This is a genomic window from Blastopirellula sediminis (assembly GCF_020966755.1).
Lineage (GTDB): Bacteria > Planctomycetota > Planctomycetia > Pirellulales > Pirellulaceae > Blastopirellula > Blastopirellula sediminis.
Genome location: NZ_JAJKFT010000010.1, coordinates 1,467,062 through 1,493,301 on the forward strand (window position 1 = coordinate 1,467,062; position 26,240 = coordinate 1,493,301).

General features: G+C 59.5%; 23 protein-coding genes and 1 tRNA gene. 6 read left to right on the forward strand and 18 right to left on the reverse strand.

Features of this window, described 5'->3' with window-relative positions:
• Positions 1-23: 23 nt before the first annotated feature.
• Entirely contained in the window at positions 24-1,061 is a 1,038-nt protein-coding gene (locus tag LOC68_RS17645) for a glycoside hydrolase family 99-like domain-containing protein (RefSeq protein ID WP_230221168.1), read from the reverse strand.
• 197 nt (positions 1,062-1,258) lie between these two features.
• Here LOC68_RS17645 and LOC68_RS17650 point away from each other — a divergent pair, with 197 nt between their 5' ends.
• Positions 1,259-2,560, forward strand: a complete 1,302-nt coding sequence (locus tag LOC68_RS17650) for a DNA ligase (protein WP_230221170.1) — start codon at positions 1,259-1,261, stop codon at positions 2,558-2,560.
• Between the two features lie 50 nt (positions 2,561-2,610).
• Positions 2,611-3,021 carry a DUF2721 domain-containing protein gene (locus tag LOC68_RS17655; RefSeq protein ID WP_230221172.1) on the forward strand — a complete coding sequence of 137 codons (411 nt, stop codon included), beginning with the start codon at positions 2,611-2,613 and terminating at the stop codon, positions 3,019-3,021.
• Positions 3,022-3,085: 64 nt separating this feature from the next.
• Here the strand turns inward: LOC68_RS17655 and LOC68_RS17660 are convergent, their stop codons facing one another.
• A complete protein-coding gene (locus LOC68_RS17660; RefSeq protein WP_230221174.1) occupies positions 3,086-3,442 on the reverse strand; it encodes a co-chaperone GroES in 357 nt (118 codons plus the stop codon).
• 342 nt (positions 3,443-3,784) lie between these two features.
• Between LOC68_RS17660 and LOC68_RS17665 the strand changes: the two genes are divergently transcribed.
• Positions 3,785-3,858: transfer RNA gene (locus LOC68_RS17665), tRNA-Val, on the forward strand.
• A 77-nt stretch (positions 3,859-3,935) separates the two neighbouring features.
• Here the strand turns inward: LOC68_RS17665 and LOC68_RS17670 are convergent.
• The 15 genes from LOC68_RS17670 to LOC68_RS17740 form a co-directional block, all read right to left on the reverse strand.
• Positions 3,936-7,217, reverse strand: coding sequence for a hypothetical protein (locus tag LOC68_RS17670; protein WP_230221176.1), 3,282 nt, complete (start codon positions 7,215-7,217; stop codon positions 3,936-3,938).
• A gap of 161 nt (positions 7,218-7,378) precedes the next feature.
• Positions 7,379-9,283 carry a serine/threonine-protein kinase gene (locus tag LOC68_RS17675; protein ID WP_230221178.1) on the reverse strand — a complete coding sequence of 635 codons (1,905 nt, stop codon included), beginning with the start codon at positions 9,281-9,283 and terminating at the stop codon, positions 7,379-7,381.
• Positions 9,284-9,321: 38 nt separating this feature from the next.
• Entirely contained in the window at positions 9,322-9,915 is a 594-nt protein-coding gene (locus tag LOC68_RS17680) for an RNA polymerase sigma factor (RefSeq protein WP_230221180.1), read from the reverse strand.
• Between the two features lie 140 nt (positions 9,916-10,055).
• The gene (locus LOC68_RS17685) at positions 10,056-10,406 is read right to left on the reverse strand and encodes a glyoxalase superfamily protein (protein WP_230221182.1); all 351 of its coding nucleotides are present in this window, start codon (positions 10,404-10,406) and stop codon (positions 10,056-10,058) included.
• 1 nt (position 10,407) lies between these two features.
• Complete coding sequence (locus LOC68_RS17690; RefSeq protein ID WP_230221184.1) at positions 10,408-10,917, reverse strand: hypothetical protein; 510 nt, start codon at positions 10,915-10,917, stop codon at positions 10,408-10,410.
• Positions 10,901-13,168, reverse strand: coding sequence for a cytochrome c oxidase assembly protein (locus LOC68_RS17695; RefSeq protein ID WP_230221186.1), 2,268 nt, complete (start codon positions 13,166-13,168; stop codon positions 10,901-10,903). Before LOC68_RS17695 ends, LOC68_RS17690 begins: the two co-directional genes overlap by 17 nt.
• On the reverse strand, positions 13,165-14,646 hold the full coding sequence (locus LOC68_RS17700) for a cytochrome b N-terminal domain-containing protein (protein WP_230221187.1): 1,482 nt from the start codon (positions 14,644-14,646) through the stop codon (positions 13,165-13,167). The genes LOC68_RS17695 and LOC68_RS17700 overlap by 4 nt, the downstream gene beginning before the upstream one ends.
• 12 nt (positions 14,647-14,658) lie before the next feature.
• A complete protein-coding gene (locus tag LOC68_RS17705; RefSeq protein ID WP_230221189.1) occupies positions 14,659-15,177 on the reverse strand; it encodes a QcrA and Rieske domain-containing protein in 519 nt (172 codons plus the stop codon).
• Between the two features lie 6 nt (positions 15,178-15,183).
• Positions 15,184-15,939: a c-type cytochrome gene (locus LOC68_RS17710; RefSeq protein ID WP_230221191.1), complete on the reverse strand. Its 756-nt coding sequence runs from the start codon at positions 15,937-15,939 to the stop codon at positions 15,184-15,186.
• Positions 15,932-16,753 (reverse strand): hypothetical protein, encoded by an 822-nt coding sequence (locus LOC68_RS17715; RefSeq protein ID WP_230221193.1) that lies wholly within the window; start codon positions 16,751-16,753, stop codon positions 15,932-15,934. The genes LOC68_RS17710 and LOC68_RS17715 overlap by 8 nt, the downstream gene beginning before the upstream one ends.
• 9 nt (positions 16,754-16,762) lie before the next feature.
• The gene (locus tag LOC68_RS17720) at positions 16,763-17,374 is read right to left on the reverse strand and encodes a cytochrome c oxidase subunit 3 (protein ID WP_230221195.1); all 612 of its coding nucleotides are present in this window, start codon (positions 17,372-17,374) and stop codon (positions 16,763-16,765) included.
• Complete coding sequence (gene ctaD, locus LOC68_RS17725) at positions 17,367-19,031, reverse strand: cytochrome c oxidase subunit I (RefSeq protein WP_230221197.1); 1,665 nt, start codon at positions 19,029-19,031, stop codon at positions 17,367-17,369. Before ctaD ends, LOC68_RS17720 begins: the two co-directional genes overlap by 8 nt.
• 2 nt (positions 19,032-19,033) lie before the next feature.
• A complete protein-coding gene (gene coxB, locus LOC68_RS17730; protein WP_230221199.1) occupies positions 19,034-20,092 on the reverse strand; it encodes a cytochrome c oxidase subunit II in 1,059 nt (352 codons plus the stop codon).
• A gap of 162 nt (positions 20,093-20,254) precedes the next feature.
• Positions 20,255-20,887 (reverse strand): 2'-5' RNA ligase family protein, encoded by a 633-nt coding sequence (locus LOC68_RS17735; RefSeq protein ID WP_230221201.1) that lies wholly within the window; start codon positions 20,885-20,887, stop codon positions 20,255-20,257.
• 210 nt (positions 20,888-21,097) lie between these two features.
• Positions 21,098-22,807 carry a pentapeptide repeat-containing protein gene (locus LOC68_RS17740; protein ID WP_230221203.1) on the reverse strand — a complete coding sequence of 570 codons (1,710 nt, stop codon included), beginning with the start codon at positions 22,805-22,807 and terminating at the stop codon, positions 21,098-21,100.
• 184 nt (positions 22,808-22,991) lie between these two features.
• Between LOC68_RS17740 and LOC68_RS17745 the strand changes: the two genes are divergently transcribed.
• From LOC68_RS17745 to LOC68_RS28790, 3 genes are all read left to right on the forward strand, one after another.
• Complete coding sequence (locus LOC68_RS17745; protein WP_230221205.1) at positions 22,992-24,794, forward strand: ABC-F family ATP-binding cassette domain-containing protein; 1,803 nt, start codon at positions 22,992-22,994, stop codon at positions 24,792-24,794.
• 62 nt (positions 24,795-24,856) lie between these two features.
• Positions 24,857-25,117, forward strand: a complete 261-nt coding sequence (locus tag LOC68_RS17750; RefSeq protein ID WP_230221207.1) for a hypothetical protein — start codon at positions 24,857-24,859, stop codon at positions 25,115-25,117.
• Positions 25,114-25,305 carry a type II toxin-antitoxin system RelE/ParE family toxin gene (locus LOC68_RS28790; protein ID WP_390623380.1) on the forward strand — a complete coding sequence of 64 codons (192 nt, stop codon included), beginning with the start codon at positions 25,114-25,116 and terminating at the stop codon, positions 25,303-25,305. Before LOC68_RS17750 ends, LOC68_RS28790 begins: the two co-directional genes overlap by 4 nt.
• 110 nt (positions 25,306-25,415) lie before the next feature.
• Here LOC68_RS28790 and LOC68_RS17755 read toward each other — a convergent pair whose 3' ends face one another.
• On the reverse strand, positions 25,416-26,225 hold the full coding sequence (locus LOC68_RS17755; RefSeq protein WP_230221209.1) for a hypothetical protein: 810 nt from the start codon (positions 26,223-26,225) through the stop codon (positions 25,416-25,418).
• Between the last annotated feature and the right edge of the window lie 15 nt (positions 26,226-26,240).

Consider the following 26,240-nt stretch of genomic DNA (forward strand, 5'->3'; position numbering starts at 1 on the left):
GCTCGACGCCGCTTTTCTTTTGGCTATCGCCCAAAAGCTTCGCGATTGGCTTCGAGGAACGCTTTGCCGTCGGTCGTGTCCGGCTCAATCGTCGTCCCTTCCCACCATTCGTTCCAGCTAGTGATCAGGTAGATCGCGCCGATACCGTGGCCGACGGGCTTCTTGGGCAACGCCTGCATCATGGCGACCATCGATTTGTACTCTGCCGGAGTACCGGTCAACGTACGTTTTCCGCGGAAGTCATGGTACTTCGGCATCAGCGTTGGGCAGAAGACGGTCTCGGCCGACCACGTCTGGAAAACAGGAATCGCTTCTCGTCGCATGTAGTCGACCGCCGGCTCTCCTTCTTTCACCAGGTCGCTTTCAAACATGTTGTAGGCGGTGTAGGCGTCGAACAGCGGCTTGCCGTCGCGCAGACCGTTCTCGGCGGTGGCGGGATCCTTCTGCTCACCCAAAATGAACGACTCGTCGGCGATGAAGTAAAACTTTTGCCCCACCTCCTCTTCGATCTTCTTTAAGATCTCGGCGTTAAAGTTGCGAAACGTGCGCGTTACGTAGAGGACGATCACCGGGCGACCATCAACTTTCAAATAGCGATCGTCGCCGCAAAACTGTTTGTTGAGATAGGCGAGATCCTCTTGAAAGCGACGGACGACGCGGCGGTTGGAGAAATCGATCCGCTCGTTTGTCTTTCCATCGGCGCCATCGAGCCGGCCGAGCGACTCGTAGATGAACGCGTATTTCAGATCGGCGGAGTTTTCCGATTTCAGATAACCGGCGCGAAAATGTTTGTCGGTCATATCTTGTGGCCCGCCCCACGAGACGACGAACCCGTCGAGCCCCGCTTCTTTCCCCCAGCGAATATGTTGCTCGGCGATCTGGGGATCGTCGGTGCCGTAGTTGCCAAGGGTCGGCTCGCCAAAGTAACCATGCCGCGTCCAGTCTCCTTTCAGATACCACGGATAGTAGTAGGCGAGGACCAGATCGCGCGGCGGTTCGGCCGCGGCGACATTGCTTGCAACGACGATCAACAGCAGGAGAGACGCAAGGAGACGTTTCATAACCAAAGACCGAAGGGGGCGAAGGTGGGAAATGAAGTGGTGCGTCCGGCGAATAGCATTTTATCGAAAAAGGTTACGAAAAATAACAGAATCGGCGTCCCCCACGAATTGTGGCGACGCACTGCGGCGTGCGCTACAATGGCCTGCTCCTTGTCTGAGAATCCTTTTCAACTCCTCTCCAGTTGTGGGAAATGCGCATGGCGGATCTACAAGATGGCGAATCGGTCGAGATGAAAGGTTCCGGCGCCAAGCCGTATGTGCTGAGGAACGTCGGGGGCGTTTACTCCTGCACGTGTCCTGCTTGGCGCAACCAATCGATCGCGATTGAAACGCGGACCTGCAAGCATCTGCGAAAGCTCCGCGGCGATGACGCCGAACTGGCCCGGATCGGGGGCGCGCTTCCCGCGAAGCCCGTGAAGCCGGCGAGCGAAAAAGAAGGGCCGCCGATTTTGCTCGCGCAGTCGTGGGACAATGCGGCTGATCTCTCGGACTGGTGGATGAGCGAAAAGTTGGACGGGGTCCGCGCCTATTGGGATGGCGAGAAGTTTCTTTCACGTCAGGGGAATGAGTATCACGCGCCCGACTGGTTCGTCGCCGGATTCCCATCAACCCCGCTCGACGGCGAGTTGTGGATCGACCGCGGGAAGTTTCAGCGGACGGTCAGCGTCGTCCGCCGTCAAGACAAGAGCGACCATTGGCGCGAAGTTCGCTTCCTGGCGTTCGACGCGCCGGCGATGGAAACGCCATTTGAAGAGCGGCTCGAGTACCTGCACGAAACTCTGCGTGGCGAAAAGCTGGAGTTCGCCTCGGTCCACACGCACGAGCGCTGTACCGGCGCTGATCATTTGCAATCGGAACTGGCGCGGGTCAACGCGCTTGGCGGCGAAGGGTTGATGCTGCGCGAACCAGGCTCGAAGTATGAGATCGGCCGCTCGTTCACGCTGCTGAAGGTCAAGACGTTCCACGATGCCGAAGCGATCGTCATTGGTCACCAGCCAGGAAAAGGGAAATACAAGGGACGACTTGGCGCGCTGACGGTGCAGATGCCGGACGGAACCGAGTTCTCGGTCGGTACCGGGTTTTCGGACGCTCAGCGATCCAATCCGCCGGAACTGGGAAGCGTGATTACTTATCGCTTCCAGGAACTCTCCGACGGGGGCGTTCCGCGGTTTCCGTCGTTCGTCCGCTTGAGCGAGGATCAGAAAGCAGCGGTCAAGATTGACCCGCCGGCGAAGAAAGTAGCGAAAGCGAAGCCGGTCGCCGTGGCGCCAGCGGCAAGTTCTTCCGGCGGCGAGAAGCGGTACTTCGAGCTGGTCGACGGCAAGTCGAGTAAGTTCTGGGAAATCGAGGTGATCGGGACGTCGGTCAGCGTCCGGTATGGAAAGATCGGCGCTAATGGGACGACCAACGTGAAAGAGTTCGCCGACGAAGCGGCGGCCGAAAAACAAGCGGCCAAGCTAGTCGCCGAGAAGACCGGGAAAGGGTATGAAGAGAAGTAGACGAACGTTCCCGTTCCGGTTTCCTTTCCCCCCAAGCATGATCGACGTCGATGGATCTCACCGCACCGGCCGTTTTGTTTCCGGCGATTTCGCTGCTGCTGCTCGCTTATACCAATCGCTTTCTGGCGCTGGCGACCCTGATCCGTTCGCTGCATGATCGCCATCTGGCCAACCCGGATGAGATGATCGTCGCACAGATCAGCAACTTGCGGCTGCGGGTAATCCTGATCCGCAACATGCAGGCCTGCGGCGTGCTGAGTCTGCTCCTCTGCACGATCTGTATGTTCGTTCTCTTCTTTGACCAGGTGCTGGTCGCGAAGGTGACGTTCGGGATCAGCTTGTTGCTGATGGCGCTATCACTGGCGATTTCCGTTTACGAGATTCAAATCTCAGTCGATGCGCTGAATTTGCAGCTGCGTAGCCTGGAAGATTGTGATCCGAGCCAACGGAAGGCCGAGTAGTCGCAAGAAACGAAACAAGACGCGCTTCTTGCACGCGTCTTGCTGGTTGATTCATGTTGGCCGACTAGTCTTCGTCGTCGGCCGCTTTGCGCTTCTTGCTGTCGATCGGGTCGCGGCGGAAGACGGCGACGACGTCTTCGATCGGAATCACGAAGAGCTGATTGTCCGACTCGAAATCGACCGGAATCGCGTCTTTCGGGTGGAACAGGATCTTGTCGTACTGACGCAGCGGGAAGTCGGAGTTGTTCTCGATCTGGGCCGAGATGGCGACGACGCGGCCGGTGATGGTCGGGATTTCGGCCTGGTCGGGCAGGGCGATCCCCCCTTTGGTCTCTCGCTTCGGCTCGTCTTTGCGAACCAGAACCCGGGCGCCGATCGGTTCGACGTACTCGATGACTTTACTGCGTGTTTTTCCGGCCATATGCGCAAGTTCGAAGGATCTAAGGTGCCAAACGCTTCACGTTAATTCTTTTCCGAATTCGCAGCAAGGCAACGGGCCACCGTAAGTTGGGGCAAAACCGAACCAATCTCCCCCGAGATGCGTCTGAAAAAGCGGAAAACATCCGCAGGGCAGCTTTTCGGCCGAGAAATGGCCCTGCGGCGTATCTAATTGATACAAAGCGACTTATCGCGTTTTTGCAGAGGAGAAAAAGCTGGAAATCGCCGGCGGCGGCCACTTGACGAGGTCGCACGGCAAATCCTACACTTGGTGACTTCCAAGACGTGGTCCGGTCTCGATAGACAGGACTGTCGGTTTTGAAACGGGCGGTTAGCTCAGTTGGCTAGAGCGTTACGTTGACATCGTAGAGGTCACAGGTTCGAGCCCTGTACCGCCCACTCAACAAAAAGCCTTGCGTCGCAATAACTTGCGACACAAGGCTTTTTTCGTTTCAGCGGCAGATTCACCGCGAGTTCTACGGCCAGTTGGCCAAAACTTCGTCGATATGCTCGACATACTCTTCTTCGCTGATCAGATCGGCGATTACCGAACCGAAGAGGGCGGCCGAGTCGTAGTTTTCGGCCGTGATGATTCGCCCGTCGACGACGACGTCGTCGGTTGCGGTCGTCGGATCGCCGACGCTGGCCGAATTGACCATCGTCGCGCCGTTCGCCTCAATCTGCGACCGCGTGGTGACGGTGACGCCGCCGGCGCTTGGCGCCGTCTCTCCCCAGGCCGAAACAGTATGTCCAGCTATCGGACTGGCGCCGTCAACGCGGGCATAGGCCAACACCGAAACGCCATGGCAGATTGCCGTGACGTATTTGTCCTGAGCGACGAAGTCGTTGATCAGGTTGTTCGTCGCTTCATGCAGCGCGACCGAGCCGTTGTAGGCGCCGTTGTCGTACGTTCCTTCATAGGCGTACTGGTACTGCGACGATCCCCAGCCGCCGACAAAGACGATGGTCGAATAGTCGACTGCCGAAACGTCAAACAGCGTGACGTCCGGCTGCACATGTCCGCCGTCGGGACCTTCGCCGGAACCGGTGTGCGGAGTCGCGGTATCCAAGGTCGCCGCCGCGACGACGACCGAGATGCCGGCCGCTTCGAGCGACGCCCGGGTGTCGGCGTACTCTTGGTAATAGAAGTCCTGGTTGGCGATGACGATCAACACCGGCAGCGGTTCGAGGGTTGCCTGCGGCTCAGCGACTTCGACGCTGACGATTTGCGTCGCCGTATTCGCCCCATCAAAAACGCTTACTTCAATCTCAAGCGTCCCCAAGTATCCGGCGCCTGGTTCGATCGACAGGGTAGAGCCGGTCATCATCACGCTGACCGGCAATGACTGCGGATCGGCCAGGAGGTTCGGATTGTCATAGTACGACGTGTCAAAGCTGGCCAGGAATTCGCTCGCGGCAAAGCTGCCGTTCCAGCGATAGAAGTCGCCGCCTGGCAGGAAGTAGAACCACGAACCGTCGGCGGCCTGCAACCATTTCTCCTGTTGGCCGCCCCAGTTGGTATGGAAGTCGGCGGCGACTTGCAGGTCGTACTGCTGATCCAACTGTTCGGCCGGAGAGCCGACAAGCTGAGCCGAGTAAATCAGCTGTTCCGCCGGCAGCGGGCTGACGGCGGAGATCTCCATTTCGAAGAGGCTGTCGGCGTCGATTTGCAGATCGCCGATCGTCGGGAGTGAAAGCTCGGTGTTCGTCACCTCGACGGCGAACTGCGTAATGACCGGTTCCAGACCGTCGGTCGCAGTGACGATGACTTCAAACGTGCCGAAGTAATCGTCGGCCGGATTGATGACCAATTGATCGCCCACGATGGAGAGTGCGACCGGCAGCGCTTCCGCTTCAGTCAGCAGCGACGGATCGTTGTAGAACGACGGGGCGAACTGGGCGAGCAGCGGGCTCGTGGCGAAAGAACCGTCCCACTGGTGCAGACTTCCATCCGGCAAAAGATAAAGCCAAACGCCACCGGCGCCTTGCAGCCAACGTTCGTTCTGACCGGCCCAGTTGTCGTGATAGTTGGTGGTCAGCGGCAGCTGATATTGCTGGTCGATCTGATAGGCGAGCGACTCAACCACCGTGACGTTCCACACGATCGGATCGCCGTCCGCATCGGTGGCGGAGAGCGGCACGAAGATCTCATCGACCAGGCGCGACATCGATTGATCGGCGATCGGCACGACCACCGGCGCCGAGTTGGCGACCGTCACGACGATTGGTTTGGTCGCAGCGATTGGATCGGCGACGCTGCCAAGATGAATCTCGATATTCAACTCGATATCGCCGAGGAAACCGGCGACCGGAATGAAGGTCAGCTCATTACCGCTGACGCTCACATTCGCCGTAGGGGGGACGTCGAACAGCAAGGTCGGGTCGTCGTAGACCCCCGAGTCAAGCTGCGCTACCTCGACGCTCGATTCAAACGTACCGCTCCAGGCGAACAGCTGCCCGGTCGGCAGCAGGAAGAACCAATCAGTTCCGTTGCCATGGATCCAACGCTCATCGTGTCCGCCCCAGTTTTGATAGTAGCTCGCTTCCGCGTAGAAGTCGTACTGCTGATCAAGCTCATACTCCTGGCTGCCGACGACCGTCGCACTGTAGGCGAGCGGCGTACCATCGGCCAGTGCAGCGGGAAGTGCGACGACGAGCGAGCCTTGGCTGGCGCTCAGCATTTGATCCTGGATTGCGTCGAGCACGGCGGAGAGATCAACCGGATCTTCCGGTGTCGGAACGGTCGTCGCGTAGGCGTTGTCGCCGAGGAAGGCGAGCAGCTGCTCGGTGGTCGCGGTATTGACCAGATCGACCCCTTCCAGTTCGGTTGGCACTTGTGGGCGGGCGTACCGCGCGAATTCAAACCCGGCGGTCAGATCGGGATCGAACGCTTCTCCCGGCGTCGGATCAACGACTTGGCCGGGGACGAGCACGCTGCTGTTGTGGGTAAAGGGATCGAAGTCGGACGCTTTTTCCCAGTTGGTGTAGGTGACCAAGCCGACCTGCAGTGTTTCCGGCATGTCGTCCCGGGTGTAGCGGCGATGGACTTGCCAATCTTCGCCGGGTAAACGAATCAGCGTGATGATCGAGTTGCCGATTCGCGCGATTTGCAGTTGCACCGTGTTCGAGTCGATCGGCGTCAGCTCTAGCTGCGAGTCGCTATTGCGAGTCGTCTTCACCTCGAGCGAGAAGTTGTTCCCGCCGTTGCCGTAGCCCATCGAGAGGAAGACGTAGTTCTCGCCGTTGTTTGTCCCGTCGTCCATCATGGAGCCGAGTTGCCAATCGGTGGTCGGATCAACGATGTCGCGCGGAGTGCGAATCATTACACCGCCGAGCGAAAACTGGCCGTCGCCGGGGACGTCGTCCGCGTCGCTGCCGCCGATATCGTCACGGTCAGTGATATGGACTTCGGTGGTGAAGACGAAGTCGCCGGTCACTTCCTTGTAGGTCATCGGTCCGCGCCAGTTCTGATACCAGACGACGGTATGCGGCTGCATCACCATGCGTCCGGGTTGCGTCTGATCGATGTCCCACAGATTGAGCTGATCGGCGTTCCAGTTTTCGGTCTGGTAAAGCCGGCTCCAGTCGGCGATGGTGCTGCTGTCGTCGAACTCATCGCTGAGCCCGGCTAGATCGTCGAGATCGGCGGCCATCAGCTGCCGCGATTCGAGCGACTCGAGACGTGCCCGCTGGTGCGGCGTCCGTCGTGGTTTGCGCTTGCGAGATTGGAGTGACGAGAAGTGAGAGAAGGTGGACATTTGCCGCTCCTACTTTGTTTCCTGCGAGTTGAGAAGAATCAGCCCGTGGGAAATAAATGGAGCGGCAGACGGCGACCTTTCAGCCGCGGCGGAAAAATTTGCCGATTTCGCCGAAAGCGGCGGCCAGGAATCGCTAAGTGCAATGCAGCCAATCGGTTGCGCTAATTCGAGAGATTGCGGATCCGAACCTGGTGGAAGACCGTTTCGCAGTCGTAGGCGCCGATTCCTAGCGCCGGCCGGGGCAATCGCCACAGCTCGAGCATGCTCAGGTTCGCGCCGTCACCGTGGTAGGTAGTCATGAGGTCACCGTTCAAATAGGCGTCGACTCGGTCGCGCCGAACGCGGAGCAGAGCGGTGTAACGCTCGCCGTTCGCCAGTGAAAAGCGGCTGACGCCGGTCCGGTCCTGGTTCATATTGCGGCCGTCGATATTCTGGATCCCGACCAGGTTTTCTCCCCACCCGTCAATGTCGTAGGCGGCGCTACCGGAACCATCGACGAAGAGGAGGGCGATTGACTGCGTGCCGGATAGCCGCGTGAAGGAGACTTCCAACTCGTACTCGCGCGGCGGCTGGTACGGAAGCATCAGCCGGGCGCCTTCCATCGCCTCCACGCGCAATCCATCAGCGGTTCTTTCCCACGAACCGGCGACCACCTCCGAGTCGAGATTGATCTGCGGTAATAGATTGATCCAGGCTTGGTCGTCACCGCCGGAAATCGGTGGAACGGGGCGAGTGACCACTGCCGGCGTCACTGGATCTGGCTGCGGTTCGGGAGGTACGCCTTGCGAGAGGATCAGGATCAGCCCTAACAGCACCACGATGCCGCCGCCGGCCAATAAAGGCATCCAGTACTTCTTGGCGCCGTTGGGCGCGCGATTCTTGGTACGAGTGGAGATCGCTGGTTTGGCGGAGGGTTGGATCGTCAGGTCGAGCGGAGTCGCCATCGTTTGGCCAGTGAGAGTCTTTCCCTCGTCCTTACTTCGTTCGGCATCGGGGCGTCCGAAAGGTCGGAGCGCTTCGACCACTTCGGCCGGCGTTTGAAATCGCTCGGCAGGGTCTTTGGCCATCATCCGTTCGACGATGTTCGCCACTTCCGGCGGAACATCAGGTCGTAACTGAATCAGCGGCGTCGGTTGACGCTCGCTATGCGAGATCACTTTGTCGAGCGACGTCCCCTTGGGAAAGGGAACCTGGCCGGCGAGCAGAAAGTAGAGCGTACAGCCTAGGCTGTAGATGTCGGAGCGAATGTCGGCGCTTTTGGAGTCGTGCGCTTGCTCGGGAGCGATGTAGTCAGGGGTGCCGAGCGTGGCGAAGTCTTCGGTCAAACGGCCGTCGCCCGTTTCATTTTCGGCGAGTCGCGCGAGGCCAAAGTCCAGAATCTTGATGATCCCGCGCGAGGTGCGCATCATGTTCTGCGGCTTGATGTCGCGGTGAACCATCCCTTGCTCATGCGCGTGCTGCAGGCCTTGCGCCGCTTGCAGGACGAAGTTGCATGCGTGCAACAGCGACAATCGCCCGCGGCGTTCGACGATCTCGGCCAGGCTCACCCCGTCGATGTATTCCATCACCAGGAAGTGAATATCTTCCGCTTGTTCGGCGTCGTAGGCGGTGACGATATTGCGATGCGACAATCGTGCAGCCGCCTTCACTTCCTGGCGAAACCGCTCGATGGCGATTTCGTTACTGACCAGCTTGCCGTGGATCACCTTCAGCGCGACGGGGCGTTCCATCAGGCGATGTTCGGCCTGGTAGACGACCCCCATGCCGCCGGCGCCAAGTCGGCGAATGATTCGATAGCGAGGATGATCGCGCAGCTGGGGCGGAACTTGCGGCGCGGGAGCTTCGACGGCCGGCCTCGCCCCAGGCGTTGGGTCGAGCATCGTCGAATGGGCGGCGTGCATTCGTTCGGCCAGCGCGTCAGGCGGCGTTTGGCGCAGTACGTCGCAGCACTGATCGCACTCGGCGACGTGGTCTTCGATCGCTTGGCGCTGTTCTTCCGGCAGCGTGCCATGGAAGAAGGATTCGAGCTGTTCGCGTGTCGGGTGCAGCGGGTCGACCTCGGACATGGGACGAACGACAAAACCTAGTTTGGTGGAAATTGCGACTAGTCGTCCAGGGAATCGATGAGTCCCGCGCCTTGTTTCCGCAAGCAGGACATGACCCGCGACTTGGCGATGAAAACGGCGTTGACCGAAATGCCGAGTTCCTGGCTCACCTCATCGGCCGACTTTCCTTCCAAGGCGAAACGCTCGAAGGCTCGCCAGGTTTGCGGTGTGAAGTTCGAACGAACTTCTTCCAGCAGATATTGTATCACGTACTGATCATGTTCTCGATTCCAAAGTTGGCTCACGCCACTATGGGGATCTTCCAGCTGATCGATCATCTGCACAAATTCGCTTCCCCCGACCGCAGCCGCGCGACGATTCCGTTTCCGCCAATGATCGCGCAGGCAATTCGCAGTGATCGTGCGCAGCCAACTGCGAAACGCGCCGACACGCGGCTGACGCTCGAACTCGGGAAAGCGGCGAAAGACGACCGTCAGCACTTCCTGCACGACGTCGTCGATGTCATCGGTCGCGGCGCCGAAGCGTCGCAACCAACCGCGGATCAACGGCGAGTAGAGCCCGACCAGGCGATTCCACGCTTCGTCGTCCGAAACCAGTTGGAGCGAGTTGAGGAAACTGGCGGACGTATCCATAAAGGAAGATGGAATGGCGAAGAGGGAGGTGCGGTTTGCGAAAACGGGCCTTACCGATTGTAGCCGCTGAGGTCGCGCATTTTAGTCGTTAGACGCAAAATTGCGCCGTTGCCGCCGGTTAAGCTTTCGCGCCGCCGCAATCAGGCATGCGCCAAAATATTGACCAGCTTGCCAAACGGGTCGCGGACATAGAACCGTCGCACGCCCCATGGTTCATCGACCGGACCATATTCGATCGTAAACCCCGCCGCGACAAACGCTGCATGCGCCTCGTCGACGCTGTCGACTTCAATCGAAAGGTCCGGGACCGGCGTGTCGTTTCCCCCTTGCGAGAGAAAGCTGACCTGGACCGTCATCGCTTGATCGGAACCATAGGTAGCGATCCAGCCAAAGTCCATCAGCACCTCCAGGCCGAGGATGTCATGATAGAACCGCTTGGCCAGGGCAGGATCCGCGGTCTGGATGTTGGGGACGATGCGGTGGACTTTCATCTCATTCCTCGCTTCGCTGACGTTGAACCAATCGTTCGCGCATCACAAACAGCGCTACGATCGCCATTGGCAATAGTAGCATCCACCCCGCCGTTCCCCAATCGCTGCGAGCCTCTGCGGCGATGATTTCAAAGTCAATATCAGCGGTCGCTTTACCGGTGATCGTCGTCTGAACTTGCCAGGCGCCCTTTTCCGGCAGGATGAACTTCGCCGATTGAAGCAGCTTGTTGGTGGAGGTCGCTTGCGAGGCAGGGGGCGTCAGGATCACGCCTGATTCGCTTTTCAGGCGGAAGTCGATCTGGATGTCGTTCACCACATTTCCGGCTGCGTCCTGCACCAAGATGCTCAGATCGACCGGGCCGGCTCGCAGCGGCGTGGGAGAGGTGAAGATCGTCACCTGGTACGGGGCCACTTCGCGGCGGAGTTGGACCTTGCCCCCGTCGGCCAGGACGATGTTCGCTACGGCGAGTAGCAGCGCGATCGCGGCGATCGATTTACAAACCGGCGACATAGGCGCCTCGCATTTCCATCGGTTGCAGCAGTACCCAGACGCAAGCGAGGAAGAAGAGAACCAGGAATGCGCCCCATGGTGCGAAGGTGCGGAGCGCCAACTGCGGCGTTTCTCGCTGAGCGATGCGATATGCGGCCCACAGCGAGAGACAGAGTCCGATATCGAGCAGTAGCAGCTCCAGCGGCAAAAGCCACGCGATGGAACTGGCCGTGCAGCAACTGCACTCGCCCCCGCCGATCAAAAAGTCGGTCGCCAGACGATCGTTCGCCATCCGCTCGGTCGCCCAGACAAGCGAATCGCCGCTGGTGAAGAAGTGAAACGTGTAATGGGCGGTCCACATGCCGAGGCCGAGCGGAACGAGCGCCGGCGCGAATCGCATTACCGTCGTTTGCCAGGAAGCGGTGGGTGACGTCGCTTTGCCAATCGCTTGCATCAGCAGCCAGGGAAGAGCGAGCAGACCCAAGAGCATACCAATTGTCACGACTGGCAATCGTCCCCAGCCAATCAGCTGCGTGAGCGACTCTTCCACGTTGACCATCGGCGCCGTCATCCAGGCCGCGTTCAACAGCGCCGCAAAGAAGAGGACTAAAATCAGCGCCGCCAGGTCGAAACGCTGCGAATACTTGCCGACGCCGGAACGCTGCTGATCGCTCACCAGATCGGCGCCGACGCGTAATTGCACCAGCGTGATGTTTTGATGGGGGCACGCGTCAGCGCAGTCGAGGCAAAACGTGCAATCGAGATTGCCTTGCTTCTTCGGGATGAAAAGGGAGAGTTGGCAGCCGGGGGAAGCGGCATTTCCGGCCAGGCAATCGCGAGTACGACAACCGGCGCAAACGTCGGTCGAACGAGCCGCAACCTGACTGGGAGAAACAAGCGACTGCACGAAATTGAACTGCCCGATCGGGCAGACGTATTTGCAAAACGGCGCGTTGGCGAAGAGGAGGTCGAACGCCAGCGCGACGACAAAAAAGCCAAGGATGATCCCGGCCGTCCAGGCGGGACGATCCCAGAGCGAAAACGCTTCGTACGCCCAGAAGAAGATCGCCAGCAGCACGACGGCGGGCCATTTGTTTTGTAGCGACTTGGGAAACGCGAAGTTGAGTTTCAGCCTTCGAGCGAATCCTCGCAGCGCCGTGAACGGACAGACTGCACAGAAGAAGTTGCCGCCGACGATTAGCGTGATCACCAGGAGCGCTCGCCAATGAATCCACGGAGCGACGCCGGCCAGATTGAGCGGCGAGATCTGCGGACCGCTAAAGCCGTCGACGATAACAATCGCCGCTAGTCCAAACATCACCCACCGTAGCGTCACGCGTACGGCTCTTGGTTGCAATAGCGGCGCCCACAGCGACGTGCGTGGTCCAACTTGTTTTTGCGAGCGGTGGAAGACTGCGATCGGGCGATGACGTTCGCGCCTTCTCGCCGAAACGCGACCGCTCGACATCTGTTCGGCGACGATCCAGAAGAGCGCGGCGATGTAGGCGATGGAAGTTGGGATCCACATCATCGCGCCGGCGAGCGCCTGGTCTTCCAGCGGCGTGATGTTCCACAGGTTCGGTGCGGCGTCGTAATGCGGATAAAGGACCCGCGGCGAGAAGGACAAGATTCCGGAGAGGATCGTTCCCTGGACGCCGGCCAAGAAGAGATACGGAACTAACAGCCATCGCGAGTAGGTAACGCGATGCGGATAAGGTTGCATCACCGGATGCCAGAAGAGGAGCGACGCCGAGAGGAACATCGCATGTTCGACTCGGTGCCAGAATTCGCTCTCGAGCGCCAGTTGATAGCAGCCTGGCGCATGCCAAATCCAAAGAGTCGCCGTATAGGCGATAAACGCGATCTGCGGGCGAAAGAGCCAATCGAGCGCCATCCGTAAACTTCGCACGCGGGCGAAGGGGCGAACCCACTCGTCCCGGAACCACTTCGGCAAGCCGGCCAACATTGGCAGCTCAGGCGAGCCGAGCCAGACCAGCGGCGGCGCGACCAACATCAAAAGCAAGTGCTGCGCCATGTGGAATTGCAGCGAGAAGGGCGCCAGCGCGTCGAGCGGCGATTGTAAGGCGAGAAAGATCGAGAGCAAAGCGCCAAGAAACGCGCTGAGCCGCCAAACCGGGAAGCGGGTGGAGCCTCGTTCCCGCAAGCGTCGCCAGCCGCGAACGTAGATCCAACCGCTCATGACGAGCGCGAAGAGAACGCCGGGCGAGAATTGCCACGAGCTTCCAATCGCACTCAGAAAGTCGGCGTTCAAGGAGTCGCTTTGACGGCGGCGAGCGTCTCGGCCGGAGCGGAAGGAACGGCCGCCGGCGGCATTCCCTCGGGGCGCAACTTCACCAGGAACGAGACCAGAGCTTCCACTTCGGCGCTGTTCATCTGCTGCGCGTAGGCCGGCATGTTGCCGCCCCCCTGGACGACCTGGCGAACCATCGCATCGGGATTCATCCGGGAGCCGACGTCGGTCAGATCAGGACCGCGATGACCGCCAGAGCCTTCGAGGGCGTGACAGTTGCGGCAGCATTTGTTCTGGAAGACGATCGCCCCTTGCAGTTCGAGCGGCGTCAGTTTTTGCACGATGTTTTCGGGAACCGGGGCGTCACTCCAGGCCTGCATGTCAGGCGACCAAGGAGAAGTGGCGCCATACCAGCCCAGGATCATCAGCGTCACGAATGAGACCAGCACCGTCAGGACGGCGACAGGGCGGCGGCGTGCGCTCCGTTCTCCCGTGCCAGCGACAAACGGAACCGCCAACAGCGCGCCTAATCCGATCACCGGCAAGCCGAGCATCAGGAAGGTTTCCATCGACGGCGGCGAGAGCGCGGCGAGCGCAAAGATCGGCAGGAAGTACCAGTCGGGACGGGGCTCGGCGTGAATCAACGTGGGGTCAGGAATTTCGCCGGGACCCTTGGGACCGAAGACCACCGCCAAGCCGACCACGATTAATACCGCCATGGCGCAGGCGACGCCGTCGCGATAGAGAGCATGCGGAAAGAAGGGGATCCCTTTTTCGAGCAGCTGTTCGTATTGCTCGTGGTAGGTCGCTTTGTCGACCGGCTCGCCGGGAGTCGGCGGTTCCGAGATCCCACGCTTCACCACCAGGTACAGGTGAACCGCCAACAGCGAGAACAACAGGCCCGGCAAGATGAAAACGTGGAGCGTGAAAAAGCGGCTGAGCGTTTCGCTGCCGATGTACTCGCCGCCGAGAATGAAATGGACGATCGATGGGCCAAGCCAGGGAACGCGTCCCGCAGCGGCGACCGCCACGCTGACGCCCCAGTACGAGTCGCCGTCGTAACGGAGGACCTGACCAGTGAAGGCCAGACCCAGCGTCATCGCCAACAGGCCAACGCCGACCAACCAGGTCAGTTCGCGCGGGTACTTGAAGGCGCCCATCAGAAAGACTTGCGACATGTGGACGAAGAGCATCACCACCATGCCGGTCGCCGACCAGTAGTGGATTGCCCGCATCAGCCAACCGAACGGCGCTTCGTAGTTCAGGTATTCGAGACTCGCGTAGGCGTCTTCGGCGGTCGGTTGATAGACCATCGCCAAACAGATGCCGGTCACGATTTGCAGCATCAGAAAGGTGAGGGTCATGCTGCCAAAGACGTACCACCAGCCGACCGGCTTGGCGAGCGCCGCCGGAACCGGGTGACGCATCACCGGCCAGAGCGAATCGCGCAGCTCGAGCCGATGTTCGAGCCAGTCCCAGATTTGCTTGATCGTGTTCATGCGACTTACGCGTTAACCAGGTTGCTGAAGGGTCGGCAGGTGTCCCAGCTTCACCAGCAGGTCCCCTTTTTCCAGGCGATGTTCGTACTGATAAAGTCCCCGCGGCGGCGGCCCCGACGCGTGCGAGCCGTCTTCGTAAAAAACGCCGCCGTGACAAGGGCACATGAACAGCCCCGCGTCAGCCAGCCAATTGACGGGGCAGCCGAGATGCGTGCAGTTAACGGCGAAGATCTGGAAGGTCGCTTCATCGGCGCGGCGCACGTAGATCGCGATCTTGCCGGCGTCGCCGTCACCCAGGCCATGCAGCGGGTTTTGCAAGTCGACCAGACGCGTCTGTCCGACCGGGAAGTCTTCGACTTTGCCGGCGGTCGTCCATTGGTCATCCCGTTTGCGCAGCGGACCGAGCAGGAAGCCGACGATCGGAATTCCGGCGGCTGCAGTCGCCAGACTTCCCAGGAGGATGGCGCTCCACTTCAGCAGGCCGCGACGTTCTTCGTCGGGAGGATTCGAGTTGGATGTCGAGTGCGTCATGATCAATCAGTTGGCGGTTTCTTGTTCCACTTCGCGCTCCGTGGCGGCAGCGGTCGGCTTTTGCAGCGAGCGAACGTAGGCGGCGATGTCGGAAATCTGCTCCGAGGTGAACGGCTCGCCGGTATGCGAATGTTTTCCGGTCGTCGTGAAGTCGGGCATTTTCAGATCAGGGCGACCGGTGATGATCAAACGGCGGAGGACGATGTCGCTCATCAAGCGAGCGAGCGCCGGATCGTCGAGCGGCCCGGCCTCCTCTTTCTCGCCAACGCCGGCGTCGCCGTGACACTTGGCGCAGGAGGTTTCGAACAACTCTTCGCCGGTTTTCACGTTCGCCGTTTTCAAGCCGGCCGGATCCTCGACCGAAACTTGATACGGAGGAAGGTTGCTCGAAGAGACTGCGTTCGGTTTCCAGGTCTCGCGAATTCCAGCGACCATGATTTGCACCTGGTCGGCGGTGAGCGCGCCACCTTGGCTCTTTTCAAACGCCGGCATCAGTGTGCCGGGGCGGCCGTTGGCGATCGTCTGGTGCAACTGTTCGTCGCTGACGATCACTTGGAACAGAGGATCGTCGAGCGGCGGCGCGGGGCCGAGTTTGCCTGCGGCGCCGTGACAGCCGGAGCAGTTGGTCTGGAAGAGCTGAACGAAATCGGTGACGTCTTCGGGACGAACGAAACGATCGGCCGGGTCGGGCTTGCCGCAGCCGACCAGCAGCGCGGCGAACAGCAGCGTCGCGAAAGGAGCGTAGGCGTTCGTTCTAGCCATCGTGCGACTCCCGATTGGTCGCGGGGGTCAGACTCTGGGCCGAGATTTTCTCGGATCGTACGACCACCAATCCCATGACGATGCCAAAGGCGAACTGCGATGCGATAAACCAGGGCCAGCTGACGTATTGGCTCATGACTGGGTTCAGGACGCCCATGAAGGCGTAGATGAAAGCGGACCAGAGAAGCGGACCAACGACGCCGCCCCAAAAGACCGGCGAACTCGGAAGCGTCGGTAACAGCACGCCAAAGAAGAGGCCGACCATCAGCGACGTCGCCAAATGGATCACGACGCCGATGATTAGCGCCGCCAGACTGAACTGGGCGAGTTCGGCGATGGTGTTGTCGGCGAAGTCCGGCAAGATCATTGCGGCGAGCAGGTTGATCGGGTACCAAAAGCCTCGTCCGCTGAACAAACCGTACATCGACGCGACGACCGCCATCACGGCGCCGCCGGCGAGTCCGCCTTTGATGCCGGCTGAATAGGGATGGACCTTTTCCGGCAGTTCGAGACGTTGTCCCGGCGTCGCCGCGAGAACTCGCTTGTGCGAAGGTTTTATCGGTTTGGCTCGTAGCTCCGGCGCGACCAAGGGCTCTTCGACTTCCGCTTCCTCGGTAAGAAGTTGGCCGAACCAGCCGTAGAGAGAGGTGATGATGATGCCGAGGCCAACCAGCGAGAAGATCATGTTGGTCGGAATACCGAGTGCGAGCAGTCCAACGCCGGCGGCCAAGACCATCGGCCATGCGGTCGGACGCGGCATCGCGATCGTTTCGGGATGCGGCGAGGTTTCGGAATTGGAAGAGGACTCAGTCATGGCGGCTTGTTACGTTCCCATCCAATAAACGACGCCGAAAATCACGATCCAGACCGCATCGACAAAGTGCCAATACCAAGAGACGAGTTCCGGAGCTTCGCTCTTTGCAGAGAAGCGACCGGCCCGTTCCAGGCAAGTGATGATCGTCAGCAAGACCAGACCGATCGTGACGTGAAACGCGTGGAAGCCGATCAACGTGAAGAACGTCGTTCCGAACAGATTGCGACTGATCGTCAGACCGTCCTTGTAGATCAGCTCTTCCCATTCGTAGGCGGTGCCGACCAAAAACATCACGCCGAGCGCGATCGTCACGAACATCCAAACGCTAAACCCGCCAAGGCTGTTCGCTTTGCGGCTGTTCATCGCCAACATGATTGTGCCGCTACTGCCGAGCAGAAACGCGCTATTGATCACGGCGCGCGTCAAGCTGAGCGATTCGGCCGGGGTCGGACCGCTTTGATCCTGACCAAGGTAGATCAAATAGGAGACGACCAACGTGCTGAAGAACGCCGCTTCGGAGCAGAGGAACGCCGCCATTCCGACCTGCGCAGTCGTCAGCGGAAATTCACTGCTTTCGACCGGCGGTAGTTCAAGGGCTTCGTCGGCGGTTGACTTACTCATATTTCCAGTCCGGGTCTTCCGGATGTTTCAGATCCCAAAGCGGACGCCGGCTGCGGACCGCGAGGATTTGTTCAAAGTTGTACGACGGCGGTGGACTGCTGGTCGCCCATTCCAGCGTCCATGCGTCCCACGGATCGTCTCCTGCTTTTTTGCCTGAGCGAAGCGAGACGGCGATGTTGATAAAGAAGAAGAGAATGCCGAAGCCCATGATGAAGGCGCCGACCGTCGAAACCTGATTCCAGAACTCCCAGCCTTGTCCCGCCTGGTAGGTGTAAACGCGGCGCGGCATGCCGAGGATGCCGGAGATATGCATCGGCCCGAACAGCAGATTGAACCCGATGAAGAGGAGCCAGAAGTGCCAGAGGCCGAGCTTCTCACTGAGCATTTTGCCGGTCGCTTTCGGGAACCAGTAGTAGCAGCCTCCCATCAGCGCGAACAAGCTGCCGCCGAAGAGCACGTAGTGGAAGTGGGCGACCAGGAAGTAACTGTCCGAGACTTGCCAGTCGACGGGAACGGTCGCCAGCATGATGCCGGTCAAACCGCCGATCAAAAACATGCTGAGGAAACCGAGGGCGAACAACATCGGCGTGCGCATCTGCAACCGACCGCCGTAGAGAGTCGCCGTCCAGTTGAAGACTTTGATGCCGGTCGGGATCGCGATCAAAAAGCTCGCGGCTGAAAAATAGGCGTCGAGCCGATCATCCAAGCCAACCGTGAACATGTGATGCGCCCAAACGCCCAGGCTGATCAAACCGATCGCCGCGGTCGCCGCCGCCATCGACGCGTAGCCGAAGATCACCTTGCGAGAGAAGACCGGGATGATCTCGGAGATGATGCCGAACGCCGGCAACACCATGATGTAAACCTCGGGATGCCCGAAGAACCAGAACAAGTGTTGCCAGAGCAGCGCCGAACCGCCGCTTTGCGGATCAAAGAAGTGCGCCCCGGCATACCGATCAAGGATCAGCATGATCTGCGCCGCCGTCAGTGGAGGAAACGCGACCAGAATCAGCCATGCGTCGATCAACATCATCCAAACGAACAAAGGAACCTGATTCAGCTTCATGCCGGGAGCCCGCATCGTCAGGATGGTGGCGACCAGATTGACGGCGAAGGTCAGGGCGCCAACGCCGCTGACCGAAGTTCCCAAGATCCAGTAGTCGACGGCGCCGCCGCGTGCGTACGCCGGCGAAGTGAGAGGAGCGTAAGCGAACCAGCCGACGTCCGGCGCCGAACCGAGTCCGTAGAGCGCGTCGCCGGTAAAGTAGCAGGTGTAAAGGATGCAGCCGCCAAAGAGCGAGAGCCAGAAGCCGAGCGCGTTCAAACGCGGAAAGGCGACGTCGCGGCAACCGATCATCAGCGGCACCAGGTAATTGGCGATGCCGGTCAGCATCGGCATCACGACGAAGAAGATCATCGTCGTGCCGTGCATCGTAAAGAGCTGGTTGAAGGTGTCCGGGCCGATCAGCGTGTTGTCGGGAACCCACAGCTGCATCCGGATCAGCAGCGCTTCAATACCGCCAACCACCATGAAGAAGAAGCTCATCAGGATGTACATAATCCCGATGCGCTTGTGGTCGACCGTGGTGACCCAACCGTGCAGTTGCGTGACCAGCGGCGACGATGCGCTCGATTGTCCTGATTCGGCGATCGCCATGGTTATTCCAACGTCATCAAATAATCGACCAACTGTTTCACTTCCGTCGGGCTGAGCCGCATGTTCGGCATCCGACTGCCGGGCTTCGCGTGATCGGGATCGGCCAACCAATCGGAGAGGTTTTCGCGATTGTTTTCGAGTACGCCGGCGGCGATCGTCTCGCGACTCATTAGATGGGTCAGGTCGGGGCCAAACTTGCCGACGGCCGGCTCGCCGCGAATCGTGTGGCAATTGGCGCAGGCTTGATCCATAAAGATCTGGCGGCCTGCTTCGACTCCCGGAGCGACCACGGCAGGACGCTTTTGGTTTTCGATCCACTTCTCAAACTCCGCCATCTCAACTGCGTTGACGCGGATCAGCATCCGGGCATGTTGGGTGCCGCAGTATTCGGCGCAGCGTCCTTCGTACAAGCCGGGGGTATCGGCCTGAAGTCGCATGCGGTTGGTTTGTCCCGGGACCAGGTCGGTCTTGCCGGCCAATTTCGGGATCCAGAAGCTATGAATGACGTCGGCCGATTCCAGTTGCAGATAGACCGGCTTTTCGGCGTCGACTTCCGAGCTGGGAATGACCAACTCATTGGCGGTCGTGAATCCGTAGTCAGGATATTCAAATTCCCACCACCACTGATGACCGACGGCTCGCACGCGAATCACTCCGGCTTCCGGCGGATCGGATCGCATCGCAATCACCGAGCGAATCACCACCAGGCTGAGAACAAAAACGATCAGCGTGGGAGCCAGCGTCCAGGCAATTTCAATCGGCTGACTGCCGTAAATCTGCGGCGGTTCGGTATCGTCGCGCGGTGCGCCAGGAGGATCGCGAAAGCGGACAATGAAGTAGGCGAGCGCCCCGCCGACCAAGAGAAAAATGATCGCTGAGATCGCCAGAACCAGGTAGAACAGCTCGCGGATTTCAGCGGCGTCTGGGCTCGACGGATTGAACATGTCGGGCGATTGCGCCGTCGCCAACAGCGGACAGCAAGCGACAAGGGCCAAAGCAAGAGGCCAGCGCATCATGCCGTAGCATGTCTGGCGAAATCTTCCCTTGCGCAATTCTCGCATTCGCCTTTTCCAATCGGTTGCAGTCGTCCATGGTGAGCATCGTTCGCACTACATTCGCTTGTTAGGCGGGGTGCTGTCAACTGTTCTCCGCAATTTGTTGCCGGAACATCTCGTTCAAACTCGCCAAAGCTGCCTATTTTGAAACGGCGGCGAGGAGATGGATCAGCGCAGGTCGTAGCGCTGCAGCGGATAGGTTTCGCCATCGATGATGCGATAGTGGGTCACGCTGCTGCAGACCGCTTGTCCGGTCGGAGGCTGATGAAGAAGGGAATCGGCGACCCGCTTCCAGTCGGGTTTGCGAATTGACGCGATCACGAATTGCGGCTCCCAGGCGTCGCCGCAAAAGGGAAAGCCGATCTTCTCAATCGATTCGCGCTGCAAGGGGGAAAAATTCGCCAACACATTGTTGTAATGTTGTTGCGTCGCTTCTCGGTCACGTTGATCGCTGATCGCGGCGATAATCTGCGATTGCAGGTCATGCAGCTGTTGGCAAGATGATTCGCTGACATGGATCGTCAGCGTTCGTTCTCCCGTCCAAGGATCGGCTTCCAAGACGTGCCATCCGTCGAGTTCGATGGCAATCGGAGAGAAGTTGGCGGCGACTTCGGCGATCGTCTCGTCGATTTCGATCCCCTCCGCAAAACGGGCCAGGTAGGCGGAGATGTGGGGAGGATCGTCAAGATAGGCCTGATCTCCCACCAACTGCCGCACGTCGTCTTTGTACGCGCGTAGTTTCACCGCCCATTCAGGGCTGGGATCGATGGAGACGAAGTCAGTGACGAAAGTTCGAGCCATAGCGGGCGAATCATGCAGGCCGGGCAATCAAGCTTGGTAACAGAGTGGAACAAATCCGGCCTTCGCTGACAACAGCGATTAGGGGATTTAGGTAGTGGATGCGGAAGGCCGGCCACCGAACAAATACTGATAAGGCCCCGTTTTCCCCGCAATTGGAGGCCTGAGTTCTATCATAGTTCGCCCCACGGCGGATGGGCCGGGATTTCGAGGCTACATGCCGAGATAGGCCATTGCGGCCCAGCGAAGCCAGATGAATGCGATCAGCGTAAAGGTGGTCCAGATCAGCAAGCGATTGACGCGATGCATCCGATAAACGCCGAAAACTTCGGCCAGCGACGCCGGCGGGGGCGTCTTCACCCAGTCGGGCAGCATCTTGTTCCAAATCTGTTTCCAGCGCGACAGCGTGAGATGGACCCACGAGGGGAGGGCCAATACGCGGAAAGGGCGAAACCGGACGATGTCGCCGCCGGTCATTTTCACCCGCTCGGTCAGGTGTCCTTCGAGCCAGTAATACATCGCCGCGGCGGCTCCTCCCTGATCCTCTTCGGAGGGACCGTGGAACTGGCCGCAATATTCGGCCACTGACGGAGTCCGGCGAAATGTCTTCGCTTTTTGGCGGAGGCCCGAAACATAGTAGTTCAGCACCGCGCGCTGCCAGATGGCGGCGACGATGACGATCGCTCCGGTCCAAAAAATCAGCCCTTCGATTCCTCCCAGCACAAGCCAGAACTGCATCGGCAACCCTTCCGCCGAATGAATTCGGGGGAGCATTGCGTAGTAACGCTCGACCGCGAACCGATCGAACTCGGGAGAGCGGAGCGGCAGCGACTTGGCCGCTTCCTGCAATTGCAAAAAGCTGGGTTCAAGCTTCGGCTCGATCATTTCCTGCGGAGTGGGAATCGACGGATGAACCAGGAACGGGACGAAGAAGAGCGTCATCCAGGCCGCCATGATCAACAGACGCCGCCATGTGTAGGTGTTAAGCAGCGTATTCCAGGGATCGGACGCTTTGGGCGTAAACTCGTCGCCGGCCAGAAAGGTTTCATCGAGCAGCAGCCCATAAACCGGGGTCAATTGACATCGGCCCAAATTGGCCTGCCGCAGGACGGCGCCATAGAAGCTGGCTCGCGTGAAATCGGCTCCCAGGCAGCTGGCTCCCGACAAGTCGGCATTGTCGAGTTTGGCTCCGGTGAAGTTTGCGTGGTGGCCGTTGGCGTAGTGGAGATTCGCTTCTTCCAGGTTGGCGTCGGTGAAGTTAGCGTGCTCCAGGGTCGCCTCTTCCAGGTCGGCATGACGCAGCTCGGCGCCGCTACAGTCGGCGTCGGTCAGAATCGCTTGTTGGGCTCGCATGCGAACAAGTTTCGCCCCCGTCAGACGGCAGTCGCGGCAATCCGCTTCGACCAGGTCGACGCTAGACAAATCGGCCTGACCCAGATTGGCGGCGATCGCCATCACGCCGGTCAGGGCCGCGTCAGTGAGCCGCGCGCCGGTCAAATCAGCGCGGGAAAGGTCGGCTCGGGCGAGGTTCGTCCCTTGGAAGTCGGCCTGTTTACCGCTCACTTCGCGGAGATCCGCGCCGGCGAGCTCCGCCTGGCAAAAGAAGGCTCCGTCGAGGTTGGCGCCCCGAAAATCAGCCCTGCGGAGCGATGCGCCCTCCAGATGGACCGGCTCAAAACGGGGATTGTCGACCGCCGGTTGTTCCAAACGCCAGCGGTTCCAACGCGCAAACCGTTCGGCCGAACCCGGCTGCAGGGCCAGTTCGGCCTCCAGTCGAGCCAAATGAGCCCAGTCGCCGCTAAAGCTGGGGTGTCGCTGGCGCAATTCGACCAATCTCTCGGGCGTCAGCGCCGCCTCGTTGTAGGGCGCTCTGGACGCTCGGCGAGATTCGGTGAAAATAGCGCCTCCGGGCTGAGAATTCATGTTCGCTGTGGTGCGTTCCGCCCGACGAGTGAGCCTACTCCCCTCGCCGTGTTCCGTTCGTGTCCTGCCGTCGCTAGAAATGGGGCAAAGTTAGGATACGGCGGTTCCACCATCTTGGGTAGGTTTGAGTTCGTTAAGAATTGGTTAGCATTCTTTCATTTTTTCCTTTTGAGATCGAAGCTCCGTGACTCCGCTGATCCAGATTCAAAATGCCGTCAAACGATTTGGCCATAAAGTGCTGCTTGATGGAGCGAGCGTCTCGCTGGTCGAAGGGCAAAAAGTTGGCATGATTGGGCGGAATGGCGCCGGCAAGTCGACCTTGTGCCGCGCGATTCTGGGGGATGAGGATCTGGAGAAAGGGGAAGTCATCCTTCACCCGAAGCTCCGGCTCGGCTATCTGCGGCAGCACGATCCGTTTGAAGAAGGGGAGACCGTCGTCGGCTTTTTGATGCGCGACAGCGGTCAGCCAGACTGGAAGTGCGGCGAAATCGCCGGCCAGTTCGAGATCAAAGGGGCGATGCTCGAGACGCCGGTTCGGCAGCTCTCAGGCGGTTGGCAAACCCGCGTCAAGCTGACGGCGCTGCTGCTGCATGATCCGAACTACCTGCTGCTCGACGAACCGACGAACTTCCTCGACTTGCGGACGCAGATGCTGCTGGAGCGGTTCTTGCTCGATTTCCGCGGCGGCGTGATGGTCGTCTCCCACGATCGGGCGTTTTTGAAACAAACCTGCACCCACACGCTGGAACTTTCCCGCGGCAAGTTGCAGATGTTCCCCGGCGACGTCGACGCTTACCTGGTGGTGCAGGAAGAACGGAAAGAGCACGATCAACGCGTCAACCAGGCGACCCGCGCCAAGCAGAAGCAGCTGCAACGATTCATCGAGAAGAACCGCGCTCAGGCGAACACCGCCAGCCAGGCCCGCAGCAAAGCGAAACAATTGGACCGGCTGCAACTGATCGAAATCGAAGAAGATGAAGCGTCGGCCTACGTCCGCGTGCCGCTGGTCGAGAAGCGCAAAGGGACCGTCGTCCGCTGCGACAACATGACGATCGGCTATCCGACCAAGAAGATCGCCGATGAAGTGACGCTCGATATCGAACACGGCGGTCGCATCGGCGTGGTCGGCGACAACGGCCAGGGAAAAACGACGTTGCTGCGAACGCTGGTCGGCTCGATCGATCCGCTGGTCGGGGATGTGAAATGGGGGCACCACGCCGACGTCGGCGTTTACGCTCAGCACGTTTACACGACCTTGCCGGGAAATGAGACGGTCGAAGAGTATCTGCGGACTGCGGCCGATCCGGACGTCAGCACGCAACAAGTGCTGAACGTGGCCGGGAGCTTCCTCTTCCGCGGCGACGACGTTCGCAAAAAGATCAAGGTTTTAAGCGGGGGTGAGCGAGCTCGTCTCTGTCTAGCTGGACTGCTGCTTGGCAAACACAACGTCCTGATTCTCGACGAACCGGGGAACCATTTGGACGTCGAAACGGTTGAGTCGCTCGTTCGTGCGCTGGAGACCTACAACGGCACGGTGATTTTCACCAGCCACGATCGCTACTTCATGAAGAGCGTCGCGACCAATATCGTCGAAGTCCGCGACGGCCGGGTCATTCATTTTCCTGACGACTATGATCACTACGTCTATCGCCTCAATCAGGAAATCGACGAAGAAGGGGGCGCTGCGCCGGGAGGCAAATTGCCGGCCAGCAGCGATCATCATTCCGCAGGCGGCGACAAGGGAGATCGTCGCGATCGCAACAAGCAGTTGCGGACGATGCGAAAAGATCTGAAGAAGATCGAAACCAAGATCGCCGAGATGGACGACGAAAAAAAGAAGCTCAATGACAAGTTGATGAAGCTGACCGATGCGAAGGAAGCGGAGAAAACCCACACGCAGCTAGTCGCGGTGACCCAGGAATTGGAGCAACTGGAAGAGCAGTGGCTGGCGCTGAACGAAGAGTTGATGGAAGCGGACGGCTACTAGAAACGATTTCGTCTTCCTTGCGGCGGCGAGTAGAATAGAACGATCGCGAAACGGAGAATCCCATGGCGACCGACTCGACGCACGAACTGCAGCAATTTCACCAATTCATTGGCGAGCGTCTGGCTAGCGGCGCAGAAATGAGCGTCGCGGAGGCGGTTGCGGAGTTTCAGCATTATCAGGCCGAACTAGAGCGGCTGCGAGTTGAGCTGCAGCCGGGTCTAGAGAGGATGCAGCAGGGGGAGTTTACTGAGCTGGACGCCGAAGCGGTGAAGCGTCGGGCACATGAGCGCTGGCAATCTCGTTCCAGCGGAGAGAATGCGTGAGCGGTCGCGTATTCTGGGATTCTCGAGCGCAGACCGATCTAGATTCGATTATCGACTACATCGCGATTGAGCAGCAGAGCCCGCAAAACGCCGATTCATTTCTAGGCGATGTTTTCGAGAAGGCGAATTTGTACGCCTCCAATCCGCTTTTGGGGGAATTGCGAGAAGATCTCGGGCCGGGGCTTTGAGTCTTTGCCGTTCATTCCTGCATCGTCGTTTACGCGGATGTCGCCGAGGGAATCTACATCCTGCGAGTCATCCATGGTTCGCGCGACTACAAACGTCTCTTCTGAAACGCCTAGTCCAGACTCGCCATCCGTTCAATCAACTGCGTGATCTTCGCACGCTGATCGCTGAGAGCCTCGAGCGACGCGAGAATCTTGTCGGAGAGTTGGCGGTTCTTCTCGTGCAGGAGCGACTCGTCTTCTGCAGGAACGCCGTCGAACGAATCCTCGAGCGTCGTCAAGTCGCTCAGGACCGCGGCGCTTAAGGCGAAGGCGTTGTCGGCGAACGAATCGATGCGGTCTTCGATCATCGTCAGTTCCGCGAAAGCCTCGTCGACAACCAGAATTGCGAACGACCTGTTTTGGTCGAGATTGCCGAATCGTCCGCTTGATCGCAGATCGGCCAACACGCCGGTAGGGCCGCCAAGTTGAGCGGTCGTTAGATTGGGTCGGATCCCTTCTTCGCGAATTGGAAACTGGATCGGGCCGCAAGTTTGGTAGTCAAACGAGCCGTCGAGGATGCGGCGACCGTCAACTTCTACGCGCGCCAGGTTGTCGATCTCAAAAAGTGCGGCGTCGATCGAATGTGAATTCTCTTCCCGCAAAGCTACGCTAATCTTGCCGATTTGCGTACGGATCAGATCGAGCGTCAGTTGCGACTCGGCGGCCAATCGGGATACCGCGTCTACATGTTCGAGATCGGCGGAAAACGAAGCCAATTGCGGGGCCAGCTTTCCCGGCTGGGAAGACGCGTCGCCATGAGCGCGGACGATTCGCTCGGACTCCGCCAGGATCGTGCTTGGCGCCGTTACGGCGTTTGACGCTTGGGCGCTTTCCAGGAGCGTACGCTCCAATCCGCTCAGTTGTACGCCAATTCGGATCATTGCAGGTTCCCTGCC